The sequence below is a fragment of the Streptomyces sp. S063 genome (assembly GCF_002832675.1).
Lineage (GTDB): Bacteria > Actinomycetota > Actinomycetes > Streptomycetales > Streptomycetaceae > Streptomyces > Streptomyces sindenensis.
This window is the reverse complement of the sequence record NZ_CP021707.1, coordinates 344,311-369,455: the sequence shown is the minus strand read 5'-3', so window position 1 is coordinate 369,455 and position 25,145 is coordinate 344,311. Positions and strand designations below refer to the sequence as shown.

Genomic DNA, 25,145 nt, shown 5'->3' with positions numbered 1-25,145 from the left:
CCGCACCCGTACCCGCTGTGCCGCTTCCCGCAGTGCCGCTCGCCCGAGAAAGAGTTCCCCCTTGGCTCCTGCCACCCCGCCCCGTCCGCCACCCGCCCCCCGAGCACACCGGAAGCGCACTGGAACTGCTCGTCCACGGCGTCGGCGGCGCCACCCCGCAGGAGATGCTGGGCGACCCGCGTACCGTCCGGGTCACCGGGGACACGACCGCCGCCGTGTACCGGCGCACCGAGGACGCCCACGGCGAGAAGCACCCCGAGCGCTACCGGGACGAGCCCGTCGCCGAGGCGTACTGCTGGTCCGGGCTCACCTCCGGCAACAGCTCCCGCGCGCTGTGGCTGCTGCTCCTGCCGTTCATGGTGGTCAACCTCGCCCACTGGATGCGCCCCACCGCCGCCGGCCGCACCCGCGCCGTCCGGCTGTACGGGTGCTGGTCCGGCTCGTCGCGCTCAGCCTCACCGTGCTGCTCACGGCGGCCGCCTGCGAGGTGGCGCTGGACCTGGTGGCCTGGCAGTGCGCGGGCACCTCCGCCTGCTCCGAACGCCGTTCCTGGCTGGGCTTCCTGTCGGCCCATCAGGGCGGCTGGTGGTCCCAGCCCGGACGGCGGCTCGCGCTCGCCGCCACCGTGCCCGCCGCCCTGGTGGGACTGCTGTGGTACCTCTCCAACCGGACCTGGAGCGCCTACGAGTCCCAGAGCCCGCTGGACGCCACGGACGCCGACGCCTGCGACCCGGACGGCATGGAGGAGGCCCACGGGCCGGGCGCCCCGGACAACGCCGACGACCCGGAGTCCGCGCGCCCGGTGCCGCCCGCGCTCAGCAGGCCCGGCTTCTGGTACGGCCGCCGGCTCGTCGCCCGGCTCCGCGCCGCGCACACCGCCGCCGGCTTCCTCACCGTCGCGGCCTTCGTCATGGGCGCCGCGGCCCGCCACGACCGGACGGTCGGCAGCTCGGTGCCGCCGGTGTTCGGCCTGGTCATCGAAGGGGCCCTGCTGCTCTGTGCGGTGGTGGCCGTCTGGGTCATCTGCCGCCGGGGCCGCAGCGAGAGCGTCCGGGACACCCGCGTCGACGGCGCCCTCATCACCTATCTGCCCGGCTCCGCGCTCACGCTGCTCGGCCTCGCCGTCCTGCACGCCGGCTGGTCACGTCCGGAGTGGGTCTCCTCCGGCAGCCTGTCCGGCGAGACCGCCTTCCGGCTCCTCGCCCTCGGCCAGGGCCTCCTCGTCGTGATCATGGCGCTGGTCGCCCGCAGCCTCTACCGGCGCACCCCCGAACCCCGTACGACGCTGTACGGTCTCGGCGGCCCTTCCGTCGCCATGCTCGCCTGCGCGCTCGGCGGAGTGATGACCGGCGGCGTGGCCCAGCGCGTCGCCGACTGGCTGGACGGCCCCGGCACCCCGGGCACGGGGCGCGGCTCCATCATCGAGGGACCGCCCGTCCTGCTCAGCTGGCAGGCCTCCGTCATCCCCGTACTCCTGCTCCTGCTGCTCGTCCCGGTCGTCTTCCTCGTCGTCCGCACCGCCCGCCGGGCCCGCCGCATGGGCCCGGACATCGAGGCGGAGTACGCCCCCGAGCCGCCCGACCGCGCCCGCACCCGGCGGATCGCCCGCATCCGCGCCACGGCGGCCCTCACCGACTCGGCCCCCTGGATCGTCGGGGTGGTCTCCGCCGCCACCCTGCTCCTCGGCGCGGCGGCCGTCGCGGGCTCCTGGGCCAGCGGCGAGGTGCCCGGCCTCGCGACGGACGGGGCCGCGGCCCCCGTCGAATCCCTCGCCGAGGCCGCCCAGTCGACGGGCTCCTGGCTCATCGGCTTCGGCTTCATCCTGTTCGTCGCGGGCGGGCGCCGCGCCTACCGGGACGCCTCCGCCCGGCGCACCATCGGCATCCTCTGGGACGTGGGCACCTTCTGGCCGCGCGCCGCCCACCCCTTCGCGCCCCCTGCTACGCCGAGCGCGCCGTCCCCGACCTGGCGTCGAGGATGTGCGCGTGGACGGCGACGACCAAGGGCCGGCTCATCATCTCGGGCCACTCGCAGGGCAGCGTCCTCGCGGCCGCCGCGGTCTGGCAGCTCCCCGACACGGCCCGCCGCCGGGTCGGGCTGCTCACCTACGGCTCCCCGATCGAGCGGCTGTACGGGCGCTGGTTCCCGGCCTACTTCGGAGCCGTACCCCTGCTCGGGTTGAACCGTTCGGTGCACTGCTGGCGCAACCTCTTCCGGGCCACCGACCCGATCGGCGGGGCCGTGCGGCTTACCGCCGACCCCGACCCCGATGTCGACCGGGGGCCGCTGAAGGATCCGCTGGCGTACGGGCGTACCACCGCGCTCCCGCTGCCCGAACCGATTCTCGGCCACTCCGACTACCAGGCCGACCCGGTCTTCGCGAAGGAACGGGCCGCCCTCCTCGAAGAGCTCGGACCACGGCTGCCCCGGCAGACGGACGGCGGGGACACCCTTCAGAAGAGCTCGGGGAGGTCCTCCGGGTAGAGCAGGGTCAGGTCGTCCGTGCTCGGCTCGGCGAGCTGGGCGACCCGGCCCGCGTGCCGCTCCACCATCGACTCGAAGGTCTGGCGGGCGGTGCGGCCGTTGCCGAAGGCGGGGCCCTTGGGAAGCGCCGCGAAGTGCTTCAGGAGCGCCTCCCCGGTCCCCGCCGCCAGGCTGTACTCATGCTCCTCGGCCTGCTGCTCGACGATCCGCAGCAGCTCCTCGGGAACGTAGTCCTGGAAGGTGATGGTCCGGGAGAACCGCGAGGCCACCCCGGGGTTGACGGTGAGGAACCGCTCCATCTCCAGGGTGTAGCCCGCGACGATCACGACCACCGCGTCCCGGTGGTCCTCCATCAGCTTCACCAGCGTGTCGATGGCCTCCCGCCCGAAGTCCCGGCCGGAGTCCTCGGGGGAGAGGGCGTACGCCTCGTCGACGAACAGCACCCCGCCGCGTGCCCGGTCGAACGCCTCCTGGGTGCGGATCGCGGTGGAGCCGATGTGCTCGCCGACCAGGTCGACCCGGGACACCTCGACCAGATGACCGCGCTCCAGCACGCCGAGCGAGGCCAGGATCTCCCCGTACAGCCGGGCGACCGTGGTCTTGCCCGTACCGGGGGAGCCGGTGAAGACGAGGTGGCGGCGGACGGACGCCGCCTTGAGACCGGCCTCCGCGCGGCGCCGGCCCACCTCGATCATGTCCGTGAGCGCCCGCACCTCCCGCTTGACGCTCTCCAGGCCCACCAGCGCGTCCAGCTCACCGAGGACCGCCGAGGAGTCCCGGGCCGGCTCCACCGGGGCGGCCGGCTCGGGGGCGGGCTCGACCGCGCGCTGCCCGGGCAGAGCGCCCAGCAGCCCCGGCGTCGACTGCGTGGCCGTCAGAACCGGGGGAGGCGGGGCCGGAGCCGTCCGCAGACCGCTCTCGTCGCTCGTGCAGTCCCGGGCCATCGGCCCGGCCGTGGAACCGCCGTCCCCCTCGGGGAATTCGTAACCGCCCCGCGCGCACCGCTCGGTACGGCACCGGGTCAGGGTCGTGCGGCAGCCCTCCATGACATGGAAGCCGTACCCGTCGCTGCCCGTCACCCGGCAGCCGTCGAAGGTGCCCCGGCCCTCGGCCGAGACGTAGAACCCGGCTTCGGCGGGCGAGGTGACCGTGCAGCGCTCGATGGTGGGGTCCGCGCCCTTGGTGACGATGACCCCGGTCTGCGCCGCGTCGATGGTGCAGTTGTTCAGCGTGCCGCCGCTCCCGTGGTCGCGGAACCAGGCGCCCGTGGACGCCTCCCGGATCCGGCAGTCGTCCAGCTGCGCGGTCGCCCCGTCGCTCACCGACACGGCGGTGTTACGGATCTGGGAGAGGTCGCTGTCCACCACATCGGCGCGCGAACCCCGGTCGAGGACGAACAGCGCGTCGGGCACGTCGTGCACCCGGCAGGCGTCCAGTATCACCGTCGCGCCGTCACTGACCCAGACCGCCGGATAGTCGCCCGTACTGTCGTGGATCTCGCACTGGTTGGCGTCGACCCGGGTCCCCGGGTCCCAGACCGAGAGCCCGTTGCGGCCGAACCGGCGGACGGTGGAGCGGGTCAGGGTGAGCACCGAACGCGACCGCAGGTCGACGGCGTTCTCCGGGATGTCGTGGATGTCGCAGTCGGCGAGCGTCAGCACCGCGTCGGTGTCCAGCGTGACGCCGTCCGCCGACGTGCGGTGCACGGTGCAGTCGGTGAGGTGGGCCGAGGCCCGGGCGGTGACCTGGATGCCGCTGCCCTTGATCTCGTACACCTCGCACCCGAACGCCTCGAGACCGCTGCCGTCGCCGGTGACGGCGATGCCCGCCCCGGACGCGTGGTGGATCCGGCAGCGGTCCAGGCGTGGATGCGCGCCGTCGCGGACCGACACCCCGGACTGGCCCGCGGAGACGATCTCGCACTCCTCGAACACCCCGCCCGCGCCGTCCAGTACGGCGATGCCGACCCCGGCCGGATTGTCGACCGTGCAGCGCCGCACGGTGGGCCGGGCCGCGCCGCGCACCTCGATGCCGGCGGCGGACCGGGTCACGATCCGCAGATCCGTCAGCTCCGCCGTACCGTCCTCGACCAGCAGCGCCGGGGCCGCCGAGTCCTGGCCCTCGATATGCAGGCCCTGGACGACCGCGGAGGCGCGCACGGTCAGCGGTACGCCGTCGAGCGGCGCGATCCGCACGGAGCCGGCCGCCCCCTCGGGGCCGCGCAGGGTCACCGCGCGGGGGACGACGAGGTTCTCCCGGTAGGTCCCGGGCGCGACGGTGAGGACGTCGCCCTCGGCCGCCGCCTCCAGGGCCGCGGAGAGGGAGGCGTACTCGCCGGTGCGGCGGCGCCATCGCGATGTGCCGGTGTGCGTCACCTGGACCGTGCCCTGTGCCATGGCGTTGCTGTGCCCCCACCTCGTGCTGTGCGCTGCCTCGGGCCCGTCCGTCGCCGGGGAGGCGGACGGGGTCGGACCACCGTAGCGCGCGTGGGAGCCGGGAGTTGACGAGTCGGCCCCGCGGGCCGATGTCGCAGCCAGCCGCGTCCGGCCGGCGGAGAGCGTGGTCAGCCGCCCGTTCCGGCCCTGCCCCAGTCCGCGCCGGCCGCGGCCCACTCGCGGTCGAGACGCGCGTACCGCTGCCGCACCATGTGCCCGACGATCACCCTGCGGCCCGCCTCGACGCATCCGGCGGCGAGCAGGAACGTACCGATGCCGGCCAGCACCGCATGGGCGCGGGCGGCGTGCCCGTCCATCGGCGGGGGGACCGGGAGACCGGCCGCGTCCGTCCAGATTTGCAGCGGGGACCCCGGGGCGCCGGGCCCCGACGCGGTGGCCACCTCCCCGGTGCGCGGGCTGCCGTCCGGGGCCTGCCAGGACGCCACCACCCAGATGTGCGCGGCCCGTTCGGAGCCGCCCTCGGGGTCACCCACGTACCGCTCGCGCCCCGGCGCCCGGCCCACCACGACCGCGTCGACGGGGTGGCGCTCCTGGTGCTGGGCGCGGACCGATCGCTGGAGGGCGTCATGGGCGATGGAACCGCCGGCCCAGCCCGCGGCCGGGGCCCCGACCAAGAGGATCAGCAGCGCTCCGAGCGCCACCCGGGCCTCGCGGCGGTCGGTGGCGCGGCACAGCGGATTGTCCCGCCCGCGCAGCAGATCCCACAGCAGTCCCCACGACTCCCGCACCCCGTGCCCCCTCGATCGATTGTCCCGCGGCAGGCCCTGACGGGCCGCGGTGCGACAGTCGTCGAGATGCCGAGCCCGGCCTCGGTAGCCATGACCGCGTCCAGCCGTCAGAGGTTGCCCGATGCGTCCCCGGCGCACCTTGCCCGTACCGAGTGGTGCGGTTCAGTACCCCTGGCTCTGGTACGGCCGGTTGTACGGGTCCTCGTACGGCGACTGGGCCGGTACGGGGCGCGGCGAGGCCGGACGCATCGACTCGTACCCGGTGGCGGACGCGGGGCGCTGCGGCTGGGGCTGCTGCGGATAGCCGCGGACCGCCGAGGGCTGCTGCGGGATGTACGGCGCGGGCGCGTGCTGCAGCTGGGCGGGCTGCATCGGCGCCTGCTGTGCCGGAGCCTGCTGGTACTGCGGCATCGGCTGCTGCTGCGGGTAGCCGTAGGAGCCGGTCTGCTGCGACGGGGCCGCGGGCAGGGCCGGCAGCGCCGACGGCAGGGCCGGCAGATAGCTGTTGCCGGTGTCGTACGCGGCCGGCACACGGATGGGAGCGATCTGCGGGGTTCCCCGCTCCGCGACCAAGGAGTCGTAGATCGGAGTGTCGGGGAACGACGCGGCGTAGTAGCCGCCGCCGAAGGTGGAGCGGGGGGACGTCATGCCACCTAAGTTAAGCCCACGATGTGCTGTAAGGGGAGCCCGATAAGAGGGTTGTTTTCCGCGATGTGAGTGAACGACGATCCCCAATGCGAGCGAACTTGGCAAAAAAAGGGCGCACTGACGTCTACTGATCGTGTAAAGGCCGAGTTCACGGGGGGTTACCGGCAGATCGCCGGGAGGGGGCTGGGTCGGCTGGGCGCGCTCGGACGGGCCGGGATTAGGTTGTCGGGGAAATGGCTGAAGGCAGCCGGACACGTGATGGGGGCGAGCATGATCATGCAAAAAGGGGCCAACGTTCCGGTGCCTGCCGGCGCCGTGCGCGTCGAATTGGGGTGGCACGCCGCCCCCGGCGCTCCGGACGTCGACGCCTCCGCCCTCCTGCTGGTGGCGGGCAAGGTCCGCGGTGACGCGGACTTCGTCTTCTACAACCAGCCGGCCCACGCGTCCGGAGCGGTCCGGCACGAGGGCAAGCGGACTGCCCCCGACGGGGTCACCGACACCCTCCTCGTCGACTTCGGGAAGATCGAGCCCGGGATCGAGCGCGTCGTCGTGGCGGCATCGGCCGACGGCGGGACCTTCGGCCGGGTGAGCGGGCTCCACGTACGGGTCACGGACGCGGCGAGCGGCGTGGAGCTGGCCCGCTTCGACAGCACGGACGCCACGGTCGAGACCGCGTTCATCCTCGGCGAGCTGTATCTGCGCCAGGGCGCCTGGAAGTTCCGCGCGGTCGGGCAGGGCTACGGCACCGGCCTCGAAGGCCTGGCGACGGACTTCGGCATCTCCGTGGACGAACCGCAGCAGGCCCCGGCGGCACCGCAGGTCCCGGCCGCCCCTCCCGCCCCTCCGCAGCCCCGGCCCGCTGCCCCCGCCCCTGCTCCGGTCGCTCCCGCCCCGGCCCCGGCTGCTCCCGTCCCGCCGGCCCCGGCGCCCGTCCGGCTGACCAAGATCACGCTGACGAAGAGCGCCCCGTCCGTCTCGCTCGCCAAGCAGGGCGGCACCTCCGGCGCGCTGCGCGTCAACCTCAACTGGGAAGTGCGCAAACAGTTCAAAGGCTGGGGGGCGAAACTCGGCCGGGCCGTCGCCATGCACGCCGACCTCGATCTTGATCTCTGCGCGCTCTACGAACTCACCGACGGGCGCAAGGGAGTTGTACAGGCTCTCGGAAACGCGTTCGGTTCTCTGAATCAGCCGCCCTTTATCCATCTCGACGGTGACGACCGCACCGGCGCGGTCTCCACCGGCGAGAACATGACCATCAACCTCGACCACAAGAACCTGCTGCGGCGGGTACTGATCTTCGTCACTATCTATGAGGGCGCCCGGAGTTTCGCCGATCTCCATGCCACGGTCACCCTCCAGCCGCAGAACGGCGCGCCCATCGACTTCTCCCTCGACGAGTGCACCGTGCCCTCCACCGTCTGCGCCCTGGCCCTGATCACCAACAACGGCGGCGACCTCATCGTCCAGCGCGAGGCCCGCTACCTCGTCCCGGACCGGGGGATCAGCCCTCAGCGCACCATCGACGCCGCCTACGGCTGGGGCATGAACTGGACGCCCGGCCGCAAGTGACGACCCGCGCCCGCCCGGACCCGCCGCCCGCATCCCGGCGGCGTCACCGGTCGGGCGCGGCCTCCGGGCGCGCATAGGTACGGCCCTTCCAGGCCGCGCCCCGCCCCCGGTAGTGCTGCACCGCCGAGTCCACCGTCATCAGCAGGTACAGCACCGCCGTCAGCGGCAACAGCGGGCCCAGCCACGGCGACTGCCGGTAGTACGCCAGCATCGGCAGATACGTCGCCGTCATGACCGCCCAGGCCGCGCCGCCGCCCAGGCCGCCACCGCGTCACCCGTCGACACACCCGCCACCAGCGTCACGGGCGGCGCCACATAGACGAGCAGCAGCCCCGGACCGTCCCCGCCAGCAGCAGCGGACTGTGCCGCAACTGGGCGTACGCGCTGCGCGCGACCATCCGCCACAGGTCCGCCAGCCGTGGATACGGCCGCACACTGTCCACCCGCTCCGCCAGCCCCAGCCAGATCCGGCCGCCGCTGCGCCGCACCTCCCGTGCCAGCGACACGTCGTCGATCACCGCCTGCCGGATCGACTCGGGGATCCGCGCCCGCTCGGCGGCCTCCGTACGCAGCAGGACACAGCCGCCCGCCGCCGCGGCCGTCCGCGACCGGGCGCTGTTGACCCGGCGGAACGGGTAGAGCTGCCCGAAGAAATAGACGAACGCGGGCACCACCAGGCGCTCCCAGACGCTCTCCACCCGCAGCCGCGCCATCTGCGACACCAGGTCGAAGCCGTCCGGGCCGCCGGGACCGGCCGCTGCCACCAGATCGCGCAGGCTGTCCGGCTCGTGTGCGATGTCCGCGTCGGTCAGCAGCAGGAAGTCCGGCTTGTCCCGCCGGGCCACCGCGATCCCGTGCCGCAGGGCCACAGCTTGCCCGTCCAGCCCCGCTCGGGCTCCCCGGGCGTCACCACGGTCAGCGGGAGACCGCCGTACCGGGCGGCCAGGTCGCGGGCCAGCGGCCCGGTGCCGTCGCTGCTGCAGTCGTCGACGAGGATGATCCGGGCCTCCCCCGGATAGTCCTGGACCAGCAGCGACGGCAGGCTCACCGGCAGCATCGCCGCCTCGTCGCGGGCCGGCACCACCACCGCCACCGACGGCCAGCGCGCCGGGTCGCCCCGCCGGGGGAGCCGCTGGTCCGTCCGCCAGTAGAAGCCCTGCCCCAGCAGCAGCCACCCCCACGCGATCAGCGAACCCACGGCGATCCAGGCAACGGCGCTCATCCGCCGAAGTCTGCCCCACTGAGCCCGGTTCGCAAGGGCTGTCGGCTAGGGTGACCGGGTGAAGATCGCGCTCATGGACTCCGGAATCGGCCTGCTGGCGGCAGCGGCCGCCGTGCGCCGCCTGCGGCCCGACGCCGAGCTGGTGCTCTCCTCCGACCCCGGCTCGATGCCCTGGGGACCCCGCACCCCCGAGGACCTGACCGCGTTGGCCCTGGACGTCGCCCGCGCCGCCGCGGCCCAGCGCCCCGACGCGCTGATCATCGCCTGCAACACGGCCTCGGTCCACGCCCTGCCGGCGATCCGCGCCGAGCTGGAGCCCGCCCTTCCGGTCATCGGCACGGTCCCCGCGATCAAGCCCGCCGCCGCGGGCGGCGGCTCCGTCGCCATCTGGGCCACCCCCGCCACCACCGGCAGCCCCTACCAGCGCGGACTGATCGCGGAATTCGGCGGCTCCGCCGAGGTCACCGAGGTCCCGTGCCCCGGCCTCGCCGACGCCGTGGAGCACGGCGACGAGGCGGCGATCGACCGGGCCGTCGCGGCGGCCGCCGCCCGCACCCCGTCCGACGTGCGAGCCGTCGTCCTCGGCTGCACCCACTACGAGCTCGTCGCGACCCGGATCCGCGACGCCGTGCAGCGCCCCGGCCGCCCGCCGCTCGCCCTGCACGCCTCCGCCGGGGCGGTCGCCGCCCAGGCGCTGCGCCGGATCGGCGCGGAACCCGCCCCGACGGCCGCACCCTCCGGCGCGCTCACCGTGCTGCGGGCGGGCCGCGTAGCCGCCCTCCCGGACGCCGCCCTGACCTATGCGGAAGGCCGGATCCTGTCCGCCGGAGCACCCGTCCGCTGACCGTACGGCCAAACGACAACCCCTGGGGCCTGTCTGAGATATGGCCCGCCGGCCGCCCTGCGGGCGACGACGGGAACCGGTCGGACAGACCCTAGCCCGATCGGCCCCGCGGCCCCGGCCGGAAGACCGGAACACGGCTACGCTGCTGAATATGACCGACCACCCCGAGAGTGTGAGGCACGGGTCGAGCCAGGCGCCGCCCACGGAGTGGAACGGCCGCGCCACCAACCGGCTCCAGTGGCTGCTGGCCCTCGCGGGCGCGGGATGCGTGGCGCTCGGTATCGAGCTCGCCGTCGACGGAGCCTGGACCTCGGGCATCGCCCCGCTGCTCATGTCCGTGATCGGCTGCCTCGCCGCCGGACTGCTGATGCTCTTCGGCACGCTCGCCTTCGTCCATGTGGCCGTCAGGGTCGACGGGGACAGCCTCGAGGTGCGCTGCGGCCACGCCGGACTGCCCCGTCGCCGGATCCTGCTCAGCCATGTCACGGGCGCGGAGTTCGTCCCCGGATCAATCCGCGCGAGTGGGGCGGCTGGGGCTACCGCTGGCGCCCCGAACAAGGCACCGCGGTGGTGGTCCGCAAGGGCGAGGGCATGGCCCTGCGCCTCGGTGACGGCCGTACCTTCACCGTCACGGTCGACGACGCGGAGGCGGCCGTACGGTTCATCCGGCAACGCCTGCACCTGCCGTCCCCCGGCAAACGGCCCGGCGACTGACCGGACGGCCCCGTCGCCGGCGTCCCGTCCGGCGGCGGCCGGGCAGACCCGGCGCCAGGCACCCCGCCGGATGCCGCGCCGTCCCACCGGCGGTCCGCCCCGAAGCCGCCGGTGACCGTGCCGCCCCGGCGGCGAGCCGTTCGCAAGCCGCCCGGGCCCCGGCCCCGCGCAGGTCAACGCCGCCGCACACAGCCGCCCCCCGTAGACTCCGGCGGGTGAGCGCCACCATGACCCCCGTCGACGATGCGCCGCCCCCGGCGGCCCCCCGGGCCGCCGGGCTGCCGCGGCGGCTCCTCCGCCCGGCCGCCGCCGTGCTGTCCGGGCTCCTGCTCTACGCCAGCTTCCCGCCCCGGACCGTGTGGTGGCTCGTGCTGCCCGGGTTCGCGCTGCTCGGCTGGGTGCTGCACGGGCGACGGCTGCGGGCCGCGTTCGGCCTCGGCCTCCTGTCGGGCCTCGGCTTCATGCTGCCGCTGCTGCACTGGACCGGCGAGGACGTCGGGCCGGTGCCGTGGCTGGCCCTGGCCGCCGCGGAGGGGCTCTTCATCGCCGTGGGGTGCCTGGGCATCGCCGCGGTGACCCGCCTCGCGTACTGGCCCGTGTGGGCGGCCGCGGTCTGGACGCTGGACGAGGCGGTCCGGGCCCGGATCCCGTTCGGCGGCTTCCCCTGGGGCAAGATCGCCTTCGGCCAGTCCGAGAGCGCCTTCCTGCCGCTCGCCGCGCTCGGCGGCACCCCGCTGCTCTCCTTCGCCGTCGTGCTGTGCGGCTTCGGCCTCTACGAGGCGGTGCGCCGGATCAGGGCGTACCGGTCCACCGGGAAGGTTCCCCGCGCCGCCGTCGCAGGGGCCGCCGCGAGCGTCCTCGTACCGATCGCAGGGGCCCTCGCAGCCCTGCCCCTGGTCGACGACTCGGCGGAGAACGGCACCGCCACAGTCGCCGCGATCCAGGGCAATGTGCCGCGCCTCGGCCTCGACTTCAACGCCCAGCGCCGCGCCGTCCTCGACAACCACGCCCGGCGTACCGCCCAGCTGGCCGAGGAGGTGAAGGCGGGCAAGGAGAAGCAGCCCGACTTCGTTCTGTGGCCGGAGAACTCCTCCGACCTCGATCCCTACCTCAACACCGACGCCCGCCAGGTCATCGACGACGCGGTCAGGGCGATCGGCGCCCCGACCGTCGTCGGCTCGGTGGTCGAGAAGGGCTCCGACAGCCTCCGCAACACGCTGATCGAGTGGGACCCCGACCGGGGCCCCGTGGACACTTACGACAAGCGCCACATCCAGCCGTTCGGCGAGTACATACCGATGCGCACGGTCGCCCGCTTCTTCAGCGAGGACGTCGACCGGGTGCAGCGCGAGTTCGTCCCCGGCACCGAGGTGGGCGTCTTCGACCTCGCGGGGACGAAGGTGGGGCTCGTGACCTGTTACGAGGCCGCCTTCGACGACGCCGTACGCGACACGGTCAAGCACGGCGGGCAGATGATCGCCGTGCCGAGCAACAACGCCACCTTCGGGCGCAGCGAGATGACCTACCAGCAGCTGGCCATGTCCCAGGTGCGGGCCGTCGAGCACGGCCGGGCCGTCGTCGTCCCCGTCACCAGCGGGGTCAGCGCGGTGATCCGGCCCGACGGCACGATCGTGGAGAAGAGCGGGATGTTCACCCCCGCCGCCCTCGTCGACGAGGTCCCGCTGCGCTCCTCCCTCACCCCGGCCACCAGGATGGGCCCCCTGCCCGAGGGCGTCATCGCCCTGCTGGCCCTGGCGGGCCTGGGCTGGGTGGGCGTCTCGGCGGTCCGGGCACGCAGGGCGAGGGGCGCCGGGAAGTAGCACCGGATCCGGCCACGTAGGCTCGGATCCATGGCTACTCCCGACTTCATCCGTGACATCCGCGCCACTGCCGGGCACCAGCTGCTTCTGCTGCCCGGAGTGACGGCCGTCGTCCTCGACGACGAGGGCCGCGTGCTGCTCGGCCGGCGCGCGGACACGGGGAAGTGGGCGATCGTCGGAGGGATCTCCGAGCCGGGGGAGGAGCCGGCGGCGACGGCGGAGCGCGAGGTGCTGGAGGAGACCGGCGTGCACTGTGTCGCCGAGCGGCTGGTGCTCGCCCAGGCGCTGGATCCCGTGCAGTACGCCAACGGCGACCGCTGCCAGTATCTCGACATCACCTTCCGCTGCCGGGCGACCGGCGGCGAGGCGCGGGTCAACGACGACGAGTCGCTGGAGGTGGGCTGGTTCCCGCTGGACGGGCTCCCGCCGCTCGGCGAGTTCGCCCTGTTCCGGATCAAGCAGGCACTCACCGAGGGCCCCGCCTGGTTCCAGCCCACCCCGAGCACGACCTGAACCTCTCCCGGAGGGTGAGGCTTCCCGTCGTCTCTACTCCACGGTGAAGGTCCCGGTCGCCCCGGTGAACGGCGTGATCTTCCCGAACAGGTTCTTCGCGTCCCCGTGGTGCAGGATCCGGTAGGTGCCGGGTGCGGTGTCCGCCGCGATCCTCCAGGTGACCGTGGCCTTCGAGGTGCCGGTCAGAGCGTTGAGCCGGGTCCAGCGGTAGGCCGTCTCCCAGTCACCGTCGTCCAGGACCCGCTTCCAGGTGCCGTTCTCCAGCCGCTGGACCTCCAGGAAGGTGGAGCCCCGGCGGACGTTGTTCTTCGGGTGGCCGGTGGCGAACTCGACGGTGGCGGTGGAGCCGCGCGCGTACGAACCCTCCGGGGCTTTCAGGACCGCGCCGAACGCCTTGCCCGACGGCGGGTTGTCGTACACGACCCCCGTCTGGAAGGTGAATTGCCGCCCCGACTCGTCCGCCGGCGTCGTGCCCCGGTCCAGGGCCGTGCCCGCGCGCAGGGACTCCGCGATCCGGGCGTACTCCTGCTGGTAGGCGGGCAGGGTGTAGCGGCCGTACAGCGTGGAGCCGCCCTCGTAGTTCTGGGTGTCGTACTCCTCCGGCGTCGTGACGTACTGGCTGTAGGCGTTGGCGTACCCCTGGAGCAGGACGCGGTCCAGCGGCACGCCCAGCCGCTCGGCCACCGTGCGGCGTACGCGGAGGCCGGAGGCGATGGTGAACTCGCCCGGGGCGGCCACCAGGTGCAGCTCGCCGATCTTCATGATCTGGAGGGGGAGCCGCTTCGGGGTGACCGGGTGGACGTTGCTCAGCAGGCCCGTGGGGACCAGGCTCGCCTTCGGGTACTGGCAGCTCGCGAGCCAGGACGGGGTGTCGACGCGCAGCGCTTCGAGGATGGGGGCGATCGGGGTGCGCATGCCCTCCTCGAAGAGGGGGATGGCCGGACCGTCCTCGACACTGCCCGCGAGCGTGGAGGCGCCCACGACGGCGGGGCAGGTGCGGTGCTCCTCGCCGTCCGGCGTGTACTCCGGTCGTACGGTCACGTTCTCCATGTCGACGTAGGCGAGCCGGGAGTCGACCCCTCCGGCGACGGGCGTCGCGTCGTCGTAGATCTCCCGGGCCTTGTCGAGCTGCCGCTCACCGATGACGCGCGCGTTCTCGAACTCGTCCTCCGTGGGCCCGGAACCGGGCTTCAGATTGAGGTTGGGGGACATGTCCCCGGCGTTGGTGTTGGGGAAGGCCGCGACGAACCCCGGGGTGTCGTCGAGATAGCGGACGCCCTCGTGGTCGTGCTCCCAGGCGTAGGAGGCATAGCCCTTGTTGTCGGGGCTGATCAGCGTGTTCTTGTTGGTGATCGAGGTGTTGTGGGTGGCGAACCAGCTGATCGCGCCCGCGTCCTGGTCGCCCTGCTTGAACCGCAGCACGGTCATCGCCGGGTCGATCCCGTCGGGGAAGGCGGCCCGGTCGGCGGCCGGATTGCGGTCGAACGCCTCCCGCGAGCGGTTGACGCTGGCGTTGGTCAGGGTCCCCGTGCCCAGGCTCATCGTGCCGGGCTTCAGGTCCTCGTGCGCCTCGGCCACGGAGTCGGTGATGCCGTTGACGATCGCCCGGTAGGTCTCCTTCTGGAAGCCGAGCACGGAGAGGTTGTAGGCGACGTTGTGGGAGTACCCGCCGGGCCCCGAGTGGGTGTGGGTGGCGGAGAGCAGGACGTTCTCCTCGCCGTACAGGCTGCCGTAACGCTCCTTCAACTGCGCCATGACGCCCTGCCGGACGGACTGGAAGATCATCGCCAGGTCCGCGTTGACGTACACCACGCGCTTGCCGCTCGCCCGGTCGACGACGACGAAGGCGCGCGACCGCTGCCGCTGGTGGATGCCGGAGGTCTTCTGGTCGAAGCTGGAGTAGCCCATCATCCCCGTCTCGGCGGCCTCGCCCGTGACATCGGCGATGCCGCGCCCGACGAGGTAGCCCGCCTCCTCGGCGGTGTCCGACGCGGACGCGGGGAGGGGGCGCCGAGGGTGACCGCTCCGAGGGCGGCGGCGAGCAGCGCGACGGGCAGCCGGCGTCGGGAGCGGCGGACGGTGGGGGTGGCATGGAACCTCCTGGGGCGGGAGACGGGATGCCGGGGCCCGGTCGGCGGCTCACCGACGCGGGGGGGCCGGGGCAGTGCCCCGACCGTAGAGCAGTGTGACCTGCGTCGCATAGATGTCTACCGGTCAGTAGAGCTCCCGCGTCCACAGTGCGCCCGCATGCGCCTCGTTGACATGAGCATGCCGCATTGTTCTACTGAGTGGCGGTTCAATTGGCCAGTACGGGAGGAGGATATTCATGCAGGCAGTTGAGGAAAAGGTCCAGAGCGGAACGGACCGGAACGCCGATGAGGTATTCGATCTGGTGATCGGCGATCTGGAACAGGAAATTCCGCCGCTCGCTTCTCCGACGAACTCGGGCAGCGGCACCGCCTGTGGTACGTGCGCGGGCGTCTACTGCTGTTGATGCGTGGCGGGTGGCGCCGGCCCGGTCCGGCGCCACCCGGTCGCGCCGTCCGTCCACCGGTGACGAGTCGGAGGCTGCTGTGCCGGATTCCCCCCTGGACGCCCGGGCGCTCTGGGAGATGTGCGCCCCCGATGGTGCCTCCGTAGAGGGTGCTGACCGGGAGGTGTCTTCCCAACTGCCTTCCGTGGCAAGGCGGATGGTCGACGCCGTCCGCAAGGGCGAGGTCGGCGGAATGTTCCCGCCCGTGGTCGCCGCGGGCCCCGAGGGAACCGTCGCGGTCGACCGGCTGCTCGGTGGCGAGAGCGACGCGCGGATGATCGAACACGCCGTCCGCGACCCGCGGTTCGCGCCGCTGCTGGATCTGTGGGAGCGGCTCGACGGCTGGTGCGCCCATTCCCGGCAGGCCTATTCGACCGTTGTCTCTCCCGAAATACTCGACATCACGAACGCCGACATATTCGGGCCCGTGGTATCCGAGGCATTTGTCGCCTGCGCCGCCGGGAGGACGCACCACGCCCGGGACCGGGTGGCCGAGTGGGCGGTACGCTGCGAGGAATTCCTGACGCTCTTCCTCGACCGGTTGCTGCGGGACATGGACGCCTGCTGGCCCGATGAACCGGCGTTCCGGGGCCCGGTCGTCGGACTCTGGACCCACGGCGAGGAGACCCACAACGGACGCCAGCGCGTGCTGCGCCTCGACTGCGCGGGCGGCGGCCGGATCGCCTACAAGCCCCGTCCGGCCTCCGGCGAGCTGCTGTTCACCAGGGCCGCCGGACCCGACCCGACCGCACCGCCGGCCTCACTGTTCCACCTGCTCAACCAGGCGCCCGCGGCCTCCGGGGAGATCCGGCTGCCCGTGCTGTCCTGCTGGCCCGGGGCCGAGCCCGGCTACCTCTGGCAGGAGTGGATCGAACCGCCCGCCCAGTGGGGGCCGATCCGCACCTCGGGCCCGTGGGAACTGACCGGCACCCGGCTGACCCCTCAGGAGTCGGGGCGGTTCTGGCACCGGGCAGGCTCGCTGACCGCCGCCATGTTCGCCTTCGGGATCACCGACATGATCGGAGGCAACGTGGTCACCGGGAGCAGGCCCGGAGACCCGGAGCCGCTGCTCCACCCGATCGACCTGGAGATCTACTTCTGCCGGGTCCCGCGCCTCTACGACACCGGCCTCCTGCACGACGCGACCGCCGAGATCGACCAGCACCACGTCGGCCTGGAACGCACCGCCCGATGGTGCAGCGCCGAGGGCCCGCCGGTCGTCTGGACCCCGCGGCCGACGGGCGCGCTGAGCCTGCACCGCCGCCAGGCCTCCTTCGCCCGGGACGAGACCAGGAACGTCGTCGCCGACACCGACGGGCGGACCGGCTACGGACCCTACCTCCCTGCCATGCTGCGCGGCATGTTCGACGCCTGGACCCTCATGTGCCGGCAACGGCCCGCCATCCGGGACCACCTGGCGACCGCCACCGCCGGCCACTACGTCAGGGTCCTGCGCCAGCCCACGTTCCGGTACTTCGACGCGCTCGTGCCCCGCTGGCTGTCCGGTGGCGCGGGCCGCACCCCGACCCGCCGAACCCGGCATCCGCTTCGACCGGCCCGAGACCGAGCAGCTGCGGCGCATGGACGTGCCCTACTTCGTCCGCTCGCTGGAGGGCGGCCCGGTCCTGAGCGTCGAACCCCCGCCCGGACCGTTCGGCACGTCCCGGGTCGCGGCCCGGCCGGAACCCGAGGGCGGCTGGCCGCCGCTGCCCCCGCTGCTGCAGGGGGAGAACCTCACCCTCGCCGGCCTCGGCGTGGCCCTGCGGGACGCCGCCGAGCACGTCTTCGACGATGTGCCCGACCACGTCGTCACGGACACCGCGCTCGGCGTGCGGCTGCATCTGCAGAGCCCCTCCGAGGGGCAGGTCTCCTTCGACTGGCCGGAGGCCGGACGGCGGATCACCTACGTCTGGGACCGGGAGAAGGTACGGCTGGGCGTCGACCCGATCGACGCGCCCGAGGCCCCCGTCGAGCCCGCGTCCGCCGGGGAGATCCGGCGCAGACTGCTACGGCTGGACCGGCTCGACGGCACGATCCGGATGCCGTGGGCCGACGGCGGCATGCGCGACGAGAGCGCCGAACGCAGGCTGCGGGAACTGACCGACGCCGGAATCGCCTGGCTCACCACGGTCGTGGCCGACCACGGATGGCCGGGACACGCCCTCGTCGGCGCCGAGGCGGCCGCCGCCGCGAGCCGCCTCGTACAACATGCCAGGGAGCACCTCGACTTCCGCCGCCGCTGCCTGGAGCTGATGCGGGACGCGGCTGAACGCCGCGATCTGCCGTGGCGTGAAGTCGCCTATCTCACCGACGAGTTGCGCGTCAGTGAAGGTCTTCCGCAGGTCTACGGGACCAAGTTCGAGCCTGTCGCGGGCGAGCTGGTGCCCTGGCCGATCGAGGAGCCGGAGCAGGTCGACCGGCGGCGCGCCGCGCTGGGCATGGAACCCCTGGCCGATCACACGGACCGGATCCGGCGGCGATTCCCCCTCGGGAACGCCCCGCGGACCCCGGCCGGAAGGGAAGCGACATGAGCACCCTCGCCCCCGAGACACGGCGGACGCCGCAGGACGGCGTCGACTGGAAGCTGTTCGGGCAGCGCTACTGGGACCGGAGGCCCGTCCGGCTGCCCGCCCGGCCACCGTTCGGCCTCGACGCGGTCCACCCCCTGAACGTCGCCTCGTGCGCACCCTTCCGCGCCGGAACCCGGTTCTGGGTGATGCCCGACGTCCGGTTCCTCGTCGGCGACGGCTGGCTGCGCGCCCCCGGCGCCCTCCTGCCGGACACCACCGATCCGAGCCTGGACGCCTACCTCGACCGGCTCGACTCCGACAGCGGGCGCCAGGGCTACCTGCTCACCGTGCGTCAGCCGCTCCTCCTGGACCACGCGCTGTGGTCCGCCGTACGGGACACGGTCAGCGGGCTGTGGCGGCAGGTCGGCTGGCCCAACCTCCCCGTCGTCGCCGAGGTGCTGACCGGTGACCGGTTCACCCAGCACGTCGGCGCGACCGAGGCCCCGACCCACGCGGCGCTGACCTGGGTGCTGCGCGGCCGGATGGACGTACGGCTGTGGGACGAGCGCGGCGGGCCGCCGCCCGCGGACATCGCCGAACCGGACCGGGCGGTGCCCGGGGCGCGCACCCTGAGCGCCGGGGCCGGGGAGCTGCTGTACTGGCCCGGCGACCAACGGCACGTGGACACCTACCGGGACCGGTGCGTCGCCCTCCGCCTGCGGATCCCCGTCGACCGGAGCCTGCCGTTCACCGCCCTGCGGGATCTGCTCGCCGCCCTGGTGCACGCCGGGCAGGGCAACGACGAGACCGTGCCGTACTTCCCCTTCGGCCCCGGGACCGGCATCGACGACCCGGACGGGGTGCTGCCCCGGCTGACCGGCCTCGGCGACGATCTGCGCGAGGTCGTGGACGGCGAGCACCTGCGCAGGACCCTGCGGATCCGCTGGGCCGCGCTGCGCTCCGCCGCCGGACTCGAACCGATCCCGGTGCCCCGCGAGGGCGTCACCATCACCCGGGCCACCCGCTTCCGCCGCACCGGCGAGATCGTCCGGATGCCCGACGGGCCCGCCCACGAGGTCTGGGCGGTGGAGGGGAACGTCTTCACCCTGCCGCGAGCGGCTGCCGACCGGGTGTACGCCGCACTCGGCGACGGCGAGGAGACCGGGGCCGACGAGGTCTGCCGCGCGCTGACCGCGGGCGACGACGACCGGAACGCGGCGACGGTGCTCGCGCTGCTCGACAAGCTGTACCGGCTACGCGGCATCGACCTGGCCGAGGAGGGGACACGATGACGCTGACCGTCGAGAAGTCCTTCGACTGGGACACCTTCACCGAGCGGTTCTGGGACCGGCGGCCCGTGCTGTACAAGGCCGTCGACGCCGTACCGTTCGCCGAACCCGAGGTGTTCCGGGCCGCCGTGCTCGGCAGCCGCCCGCCGCACCCGCTCGCCGTACCGGGCAACCTCCAGTTCCTCGTGCGACGACGGCAGCAGACCCGGCCCCACGACTATCTGCCCGAGCCGTCCGACGGATCGTTCGACGGCTACGAACAGCGCATGGCCGACCGGCTGGGCGGCCGGCGCTACGCCCTCGTCGTCCACCGCTTCCACTCCTTCTCCCATCCGCTGTGGGACCGCGCGCAGCGGTTCTACGCCGGGCTGTGGGAACGAGTCGGCCAGCCCACGCACAGCGCGGGCTCCACGATGTTCCACGGGTCCTACGAGCACAGCCCGGTCGGCGTGCACCAGGACCGCTTCGCCACCTTCATGTTCTGCGTACGCGGCACGAAGCGGATGCGGTTCTGGGCCGAGAGGCCGTGGTCGGACCCGGTGCACACGGTGCTGGACTACCAGCCCTACCTCGCGTCCTCGTTCGTCGCCGAGGTCGAACCGGGCGACCTGCTCTACTGGCCCTCGCGCTACTACCACGTGGGGGAGAGCACCGGGGACGCCCCGGCGACCAGCGTCAACGTGGGTATCCCGCGCCGCGAGCACCGGCCCTACTACGAGATCAAGGACCTGTTCCGGGGCACCCGGCCCACCGCGTCCGCACCGCTGTTCACCCCGGACGCCGCCCCGGGCGGCCGGCTCGCCGCCGAACTGCCCACGGCCCTCGCCGACGCCGTGGACGCCTTCGCGACCCGCCTGGACGAGGGCCGGTTCACCGACCGGGCCACCGAACTCGCCCTGCGGGTCAGGACGGCGGGCGGCTTCTGGCCGACCGAACCGCCCGCCGAGCCACGCCCCCTGGACGACGACACGCCCGTACGCGGCTGCGCCCCGCTGCTGCCCGCGCCCGGCGAGAGCCCCCGCCGCTGGGCCACCGGCGGCCATGTCACTTCCGGCGCGACCACCGCCGAAGCAGTCGCGGTGCTGCGCCGGCTGGACGCCGGGGAGGCGGTACGGGTCGGTGAACTGCCCGTGACCGGCCGCGCGGAGGTCCGCCGCCTGCTGGAGGAACTGGAGAGCTTCCGTGCCGTCACCCGCGTCGACACCCACTGACCGTTCGCCCCGGGAGCCGGCCGGCCGTTCGTCCCGCGAACCGGTGCACCGGGGGGCCGCCGCCCGGGTCGTCGCCGAGATCGCGGACCGGCTGGCCGACCCCGAGCGGGTGGCCCGGACCGCTGGTGCGCCGGACAACCTCATGCACTACCCGGGCGACCCCCAACCGGTATGGGACGCGCTCCAGCTCTCCGACGGCCACCCCGGAGTCGCCCTGCTGTACGCCGAGTTGGCCACCACGGACGCGGCCCTGCGCCACCGGGCCCACGCGCACCTGTCCGCGGGCCTCGCGGCCGGGGTCAGGCCGGCGCCCCAGTCGCTGTTCGGCGGCATGGTGGCGCTCGCGTACGCCGGGCACACGACGGCCGCCGGCTCCGGCGGCTACACCGCGATGCTCGCCGGACTGGACCGGCACATCCTCGACCGGGTCCGCACCCGCGCCCGCGCCGACCTGGAGCGAACCCGCGCCGGGGAGCCCGCCGGAGCGTGGAGCCGCTACGACGTCCTCGCCGGCACCGCCGGGATCGGCCGCTATCTGCTGGCCCGCCACCTGGCGGCCGACGCACAGGAGGCACGACAGGCGGCCGGCGCCGCCCTGACCGAGGTGCTCACCTCCCTCGTGGCCGTGGCCACCGCCGACGACATCACCCGGCACGGTTCCCGGCTGCCCGCGTGGTGGATCACCGACGGGCTGGACCACGGGCTCCCCGAGCACGTCAACCTCGGCCTCGCCCACGGTGTCCCCGGCCCACTGGCCCTGCTCGCCCTCGCCTGGCGGGCGGGGGTCCGGGTGGACCGCCAGGACGAGGCCATCGAACGGACCATGGCGCTGCTGACCAGCCTGCGCACCTTTGACGAGGCGGGCCCGCGCTGGCCGCACCTGATGTCACGGGAGCGCATCGAGAAGGGGGAGCCGCCGGAGCGCGGTCGGGACTCCTGGTGCTACGGAGCGGCCGGTGCGGCCCGCGCCGTCCACCTCGCCGGAAGCGCGCTGGACCGGCCGGAGTGGCGCGCCGACGCGGAGGCCGCACTGCGCGGTGCGCTGGCGGTGGCGAGCGACGAGTCGATCCGTGACTCCGCGCTGTGCCACGGCTGGGCCGGCCTCCTCCAGATCGTGCTGCGCACCGCCGAGGACACCGACGACCCGGAACTCCACGCCACCGCCGACCGGTTGGCGGCCCGGGTGCTGGACGGATTCGACCCCGGGGCCCCGTTCGGCTTCCGCTACGCCCACGCCCTCGCGCACCGACCGCTCGACCGCCCCGGCTTCCTGGAGGGGGCGGCGGGCATCGCCCTGGCTCTGCACACGTACGCCATCGGCCGTGCGCCGGTCACCCCCTGGGACAGCGCCCTGCTGCTGAGCTGAACGCGGTCGTGCACCGGTGTGACCGTGGGGGCGAGCCCATCGAGGCCCCGGCCGGAGGAATCGCCCGTGCACCGCGAACTCGCCGACCGGCCGGTCATCAAGATCGCGTCCGGCGCACTGTTCGACCTGCCGGGTCCGGGGTGCTCAGCGAGCGCCCTCCGGCCGGTGAACCGTCACCTCCCCGTGGGCCGAGAGCGCGGCGGGCACGTCGACGGGGGCGCGGCGCAAGGCGGCGTCGAGGAAGGACAGGGTCGCCCCGGCGGTGATCCGATGCCCCTCCGTACGGCCCAGGGAGCCCACGATCCCCGGGACCGGCGGCAGATAGAGCGGGGCGTCGGTGAAGGTGAGGTGTGCGGCCCCGGGACGGTCAGCCGGTAGCTCGTCGCGTCGCTCCGTTCGAGCACCCGGGTGAGCCGGGGCAGGTAGTCCGGGTCCGTGCCCCGCCCGATCTCCTGGGTCAGCGCCAGCACCGGCTGCTCGAAGCGACCGCCGACGGGCCCGTGCGGGAAGCCGTCCAGATCGACGACCGCGTCGAACCGGGGGTCCTGGCGGGCCGCCCGCAAAGCGGCCGCGCCGCCGATCGAATGCCCGGCGGCCGCGACCCGGCCGACGTCGAGGCGCCCGGCCAACCGTCCCTCGGCCCCACCGCGTTCCAGCCGCTCCAGCCGGGTGAGCATCGCGCGCAGATCCGCCGCCCGCGTCCGGGTCCACTTCTCCGCCAGGGCCCGGTCCTTCGCCCGGTCGCCGGTGGCGGCGACCCGGGTACGGAGGGTCCGCCCGTCGGAGAGGACCACGGCGGCGGAGTCGTACGGGTGGTCGACCGCCGCCACGACGTAGCCGTGGGAGGCGAGTTCCTCGGCCCAGGCGGTGTTCTGGGTGCGCGCACCGCCCAGTCCGGGTGAGAACAGCACCACGGGGAAACGTCCGCCGCCGTTCGCGACCGGTGCGCCGGGCACCGCGTGGCTCCGGGCGCGTGGCAGACCGTCGAGAAGGAACCCGGGAACGCCCGCGTAGTCGGCCAGCGCCGCCGAGACCGTACGCGCCTCCGCCTCCGTACGCCCGAGGTACGGGGCGCGCCGGGCTTCCGGAGCGCTGCGCCCCGCCGGGTACCAGAGCTGCACCACGAGCGGGCGCGGCCCGGCGGCACGCGGTCGCTTCTCCCGCTCGGATCGCGTCGCGGGCACCGACCACTCCACCGTCTCGGTGCCCACCGGGAAGCGCCCCGACGGCGCGGGGAAGTCCGGTACGGGAAACGCCCACGCCGACACCGGCCCCGTCGCGACGAGGGCGGCGCACACCACCGACCCGGGCACCGCGAGCCACCACCGGGCCCGCCACGGTGTGCGGCCGGAGCGCCGGGCGAGCAGTGGGGCGAGCGCGAACCCGCCGGCGGCGGCCGCCACGACGAGGACCGGGACCAGTTGCCAGCGCGTCCCCGTCGCGACGAGGACGGTCACCGACCCGGCCAGCAACGCTCCGGCGGCGAGCGCGGCCGGGCCGCGCAGCCGGTCGGGGAGCCAGCGGGCCAGGACGAGGACGAGCGCCCCGAGCACCGTGAGGGCTTCCGGGGCGGACAACGGCAGCCCCGCGGTCGGTTCGGTCATGCGCCCATCGTCGGATCCGGCGGGGGTCCGGCACATCGGCTCACGTCGCGCCCGTGTGCGACCTGAGGCGCATACGGCGGCGGCGCACGTCATCCCGTACGCGTATCCGACCGCACCGACGGAGACGGCCGGGCCGGCCGTACCGGGCGTTCAGCAGGCCGTTCGGCCGGAACTCGGCGCTCTTCACCAGGACGCCGTCCCGGTAGAGGTTCACCTTGGTCTTCGCGCCACCGTACGGAGGCAGCGTGGAACAGTTCCACGGAGCCTCGGCCCGGACGTGGTTGCCGTTGTGCACCGGGTCGCCGACGCTGACCGTGCACCGGCCGAGGGCCTGGGCTTCCCGGGCGGTCGCCCGGAGCGCACGCCCCTCATCTGAACGCCGATGGTCACGATCCTGATCCGTATCGTGGCCACGTGAGGGTGTGGGAGAGTGCATTCCCGCGGAACACGGGGGTTCCGCGTACGGGGGAGGCGTGGAGCATGGATCTGTTCGACGGGGAGCTGGGCGGACGGGACGACCGGGGGCTGGACACCGGAGGCGGCTGGTCGTGGTGCGGTGTCATCACCGTCGGGATCTTCATCCTGCTCGCGGTGCTGATCAGCTGGATCTTCGGCCTCGTGGGCCGGCTTTTTTGAGCGCCCGCGGGCCTGACCGCTCCGTCACCGGTGCGTGGTGCCGGGGCGCGGGGTACGGTCGCCACCGGGGGCCGGTCGGCGTGCGTCCGGTCGACCGTCAGGTACGGGAAGCGGGCAGAGGAGAGCCATGAGCGCCGACGACGACGAGTTCCGCCGCAGCATCCGGTCCGACGTCCCCCACTCGGCGCGCGTCTGGAACGCGTGGCTGGGCGGAAAGGACCACTACCCGGTGGACCGGAGCTGGCCGAGGCGGTGAGCGCGGCCTACCCGCAGATGGCCGACATCGCCCGGGCCTCCCGCGCCTTCCAGATCCGCGCGATCCGCCATCTCGTCTCGGTGGGCGTGCGTCAGTTCCTGGACGTCGGGACCGGGTTGCCGGTGGCGAACAGCACCCATGAGGTGGCGCAGAGCATCGCGCCGGTGTCCCGCGTCGTCTACGTCGACAACGATCCGATCGTCCTCGCCCACGCGGAGGCGCTCCTGACCGGCGCGCCCGAGGGCCGTACGGCCTACGTGGACGCCGACCTCTCCGCGACGGACGTGGTGGTGGACGAGGCGGCGAAGACTCTCGACCTGTCCGAGCCCGTCGCCGTGCTCCTGCTCTCGACCCTCGGGCACCTCGTGCCGGCCGAGGGCATCGAGGTCGTCCAGCGGTATCTGGCCCGGATGCCGTCGGGAAGCCATCTGGTGCTCTGTGACACGGTGAAGACCCCGCAGACGCTGGCGGCGCAGGAGGCGTACGCGTCGGGCGACAACCCGCCCTACCTCGTGCGGGAGCCGGCGGAGATCACTGGGTGCGCCGAGGGGCTGGAGCTGGTCGAGCCGGGTTTCGTCCCGATCGACCGCTGGCGGCCCGAGGAGGACGACGCGGTGCCGGTCGACCAGTGGGGGCTCGTCGCCCGCAAACCGTAGCCGGAGGCCGTGGTCGGCAGCAGTAGCCAGGAACCGGCAGTCGTGGTCGTACGGCGGGTCCGGGCGGATGTGCCCGGACCCGCCCT

14 protein-coding genes and 7 pseudogenes are annotated in these 25,145 nt (G+C 73.7%); 14 read left to right on the top strand and 7 right to left on the bottom strand.

From position 1 onward, the window contains the following. Positions 1 to 356 precede the first annotated feature (356 nt). Positions 357 to 2,484, top strand: a pseudogene (locus CCZ36_RS01730) (hypothetical protein). Here the strand turns inward: CCZ36_RS01730 and CCZ36_RS01725 are convergent. The 3 genes from CCZ36_RS01725 to CCZ36_RS01715 all read right to left on the bottom strand — a co-directional run bounded on the left by CCZ36_RS01725 (position 2,454) and on the right by CCZ36_RS01715 (position 6,316). Beyond that, entirely contained in the window at positions 2,454 to 4,880 is a 2,427-nt protein-coding gene (locus CCZ36_RS01725; protein WP_128816909.1) for a right-handed parallel beta-helix repeat-containing protein, read from the bottom strand. The pseudogene CCZ36_RS01730 and the gene CCZ36_RS01725 overlap by 31 nt on opposite strands. A gap of 167 nt (positions 4,881 to 5,047) precedes the next feature. After that, complete coding sequence (locus CCZ36_RS01720) at positions 5,048 to 5,668, bottom strand: Rv1733c family protein (protein WP_128816908.1); 621 nt, start codon at positions 5,666 to 5,668, stop codon at positions 5,048 to 5,050. Positions 5,669 to 5,830: 162 nt separating this feature from the next. Next, the gene (locus CCZ36_RS01715; RefSeq protein WP_069742040.1) at positions 5,831 to 6,316 is read right to left on the bottom strand and encodes a DUF6643 family protein; all 486 of its coding nucleotides are present in this window, start codon (positions 6,314 to 6,316) and stop codon (positions 5,831 to 5,833) included. A gap of 258 nt (positions 6,317 to 6,574) precedes the next feature. Here CCZ36_RS01715 and CCZ36_RS01710 point away from each other — a divergent pair, with 258 nt between their 5' ends. Beyond that, positions 6,575 to 7,885, top strand: a complete 1,311-nt coding sequence (locus CCZ36_RS01710; RefSeq protein ID WP_128816907.1) for a TerD family protein — start codon at positions 6,575 to 6,577, stop codon at positions 7,883 to 7,885. 43 nt (positions 7,886 to 7,928) lie between these two features. On the opposite strand, the pseudogene CCZ36_RS01705 reads toward CCZ36_RS01710, so the two are convergent. After that, a pseudogene (locus tag CCZ36_RS01705) lies at positions 7,929 to 9,107 on the bottom strand (glycosyltransferase). A gap of 58 nt (positions 9,108 to 9,165) precedes the next feature. On the opposite strand from CCZ36_RS01705, the gene CCZ36_RS01700 reads away from it, so the two are divergent. The 4 genes and pseudogenes from CCZ36_RS01700 to CCZ36_RS01685 all read left to right on the top strand — a co-directional run bounded on the left by CCZ36_RS01700 (position 9,166) and on the right by CCZ36_RS01685 (position 12,998). Further along, positions 9,166 to 9,951 (top strand): glutamate racemase, encoded by a 786-nt coding sequence (locus CCZ36_RS01700; protein ID WP_128816906.1) that lies wholly within the window; start codon positions 9,166 to 9,168, stop codon positions 9,949 to 9,951. 151 nt (positions 9,952 to 10,102) lie between these two features. Then, positions 10,103 to 10,665: pseudogene (locus CCZ36_RS01695) on the top strand (hypothetical protein). A 227-nt stretch (positions 10,666 to 10,892) separates the two neighbouring features. Next, positions 10,893 to 12,485: an apolipoprotein N-acyltransferase gene (gene lnt / locus CCZ36_RS01690; RefSeq protein WP_128819382.1), complete on the top strand. Its 1,593-nt coding sequence runs from the start codon at positions 10,893 to 10,895 to the stop codon at positions 12,483 to 12,485. Between the two features lie 30 nt (positions 12,486 to 12,515). Then, positions 12,516 to 12,998 (top strand): NUDIX hydrolase, encoded by a 483-nt coding sequence (locus tag CCZ36_RS01685; RefSeq protein WP_128816905.1) that lies wholly within the window; start codon positions 12,516 to 12,518, stop codon positions 12,996 to 12,998. A gap of 33 nt (positions 12,999 to 13,031) precedes the next feature. Here the strand turns inward: CCZ36_RS01685 and CCZ36_RS01680 are convergent. Next, positions 13,032 to 15,043: pseudogene (locus CCZ36_RS01680) on the bottom strand (neutral/alkaline ceramidase). A gap of 281 nt (positions 15,044 to 15,324) precedes the next feature. On the opposite strand from CCZ36_RS01680, the gene CCZ36_RS34660 reads away from it, so the two are divergent. The 6 genes and pseudogenes from CCZ36_RS34660 (at position 15,325) to CCZ36_RS01660 (ending at position 21,907) form a co-directional block, all read left to right on the top strand. Continuing rightward, positions 15,325 to 15,492, top strand: a complete 168-nt coding sequence (locus CCZ36_RS34660; RefSeq protein ID WP_007449166.1) for a hypothetical protein — start codon at positions 15,325 to 15,327, stop codon at positions 15,490 to 15,492. Positions 15,493 to 15,610: 118 nt separating this feature from the next. Beyond that, positions 15,611 to 16,957 (top strand): annotated as a pseudogene (locus CCZ36_RS36635) (hypothetical protein); the annotation flags it as partial. Positions 16,958 to 17,036: 79 nt separating this feature from the next. Further along, on the top strand, positions 17,037 to 18,062 hold the full coding sequence (locus CCZ36_RS35415; protein WP_237302572.1) for a DUF6624 domain-containing protein: 1,026 nt from the start codon (positions 17,037 to 17,039) through the stop codon (positions 18,060 to 18,062). After that, positions 18,059 to 19,333, top strand: coding sequence for a hypothetical protein (locus tag CCZ36_RS01670; protein ID WP_128816904.1), 1,275 nt, complete (start codon positions 18,059 to 18,061; stop codon positions 19,331 to 19,333). The genes CCZ36_RS35415 and CCZ36_RS01670 overlap by 4 nt, the downstream gene beginning before the upstream one ends. Next, complete coding sequence (locus CCZ36_RS01665) at positions 19,330 to 20,541, top strand: JmjC domain-containing protein (RefSeq protein ID WP_069735235.1); 1,212 nt, start codon at positions 19,330 to 19,332, stop codon at positions 20,539 to 20,541. The genes CCZ36_RS01670 and CCZ36_RS01665 overlap by 4 nt, the downstream gene beginning before the upstream one ends. 43 nt (positions 20,542 to 20,584) lie before the next feature. Continuing rightward, on the top strand, positions 20,585 to 21,907 hold the full coding sequence (locus CCZ36_RS01660; protein WP_128816903.1) for a lanthionine synthetase C family protein: 1,323 nt from the start codon (positions 20,585 to 20,587) through the stop codon (positions 21,905 to 21,907). A 144-nt stretch (positions 21,908 to 22,051) separates the two neighbouring features. On the opposite strand, the pseudogene CCZ36_RS01655 reads toward CCZ36_RS01660, so the two are convergent. Both CCZ36_RS01655 and CCZ36_RS01650 read right to left on the bottom strand, forming a co-directional pair. Further along, a pseudogene (locus CCZ36_RS01655) lies at positions 22,052 to 23,511 on the bottom strand (alpha/beta hydrolase family protein). Positions 23,512 to 23,551: 40 nt separating this feature from the next. Beyond that, complete coding sequence (locus CCZ36_RS01650; RefSeq protein WP_128816902.1) at positions 23,552 to 23,806, bottom strand: hypothetical protein; 255 nt, start codon at positions 23,804 to 23,806, stop codon at positions 23,552 to 23,554. A 185-nt stretch (positions 23,807 to 23,991) separates the two neighbouring features. Between CCZ36_RS01650 and CCZ36_RS34655 the strand changes: the two genes are divergently transcribed. Next, the gene (locus tag CCZ36_RS34655; protein ID WP_164873471.1) at positions 23,992 to 24,147 is read left to right on the top strand and encodes a hypothetical protein; all 156 of its coding nucleotides are present in this window, start codon (positions 23,992 to 23,994) and stop codon (positions 24,145 to 24,147) included. Between the two features lie 127 nt (positions 24,148 to 24,274). Next, positions 24,275 to 25,059: pseudogene (locus CCZ36_RS01645) on the top strand (SAM-dependent methyltransferase). Positions 25,060 to 25,145: the final 86 nt, after the last annotated feature.

Bases quoted from the DNA above. Each gene is read 5' to 3' on its own strand.
- CCZ36_RS34660 (WP_007449166.1), top strand. From the start codon at position 15,325: ATGCAGGCAGTTGAGGAAAAGGTCCAGAGCGGAACGGACCGGAACGCC.
- CCZ36_RS34655 (WP_164873471.1), top strand. From the start codon at position 23,992: ATGGATCTGTTCGACGGGGAGCTGGGCGGACGGGACGACCGGGGGCTG.
- CCZ36_RS01665 (WP_069735235.1), top strand. From the start codon at position 19,330: ATGACGCTGACCGTCGAGAAGTCCTTCGACTGGGACACCTTCACCGAG.
- lnt (WP_128819382.1), top strand. From the start codon at position 10,893: ATGACCCCCGTCGACGATGCGCCGCCCCCGGCGGCCCCCCGGGCCGCC.
- CCZ36_RS01725 (WP_128816909.1), bottom strand. From the start codon at position 4,880: ATGGCACAGGGCACGGTCCAGGTGACGCACACCGGCACATCGCGATGG.
- CCZ36_RS01685 (WP_128816905.1), top strand. From the start codon at position 12,516: ATGGCTACTCCCGACTTCATCCGTGACATCCGCGCCACTGCCGGGCAC.
- CCZ36_RS01670 (WP_128816904.1), top strand. From the start codon at position 18,059: ATGAGCACCCTCGCCCCCGAGACACGGCGGACGCCGCAGGACGGCGTC.
- CCZ36_RS01710 (WP_128816907.1), top strand. From the start codon at position 6,575: ATGGGGGCGAGCATGATCATGCAAAAAGGGGCCAACGTTCCGGTGCCT.
- CCZ36_RS01715 (WP_069742040.1), bottom strand. From the start codon at position 6,316: ATGACGTCCCCCCGCTCCACCTTCGGCGGCGGCTACTACGCCGCGTCG.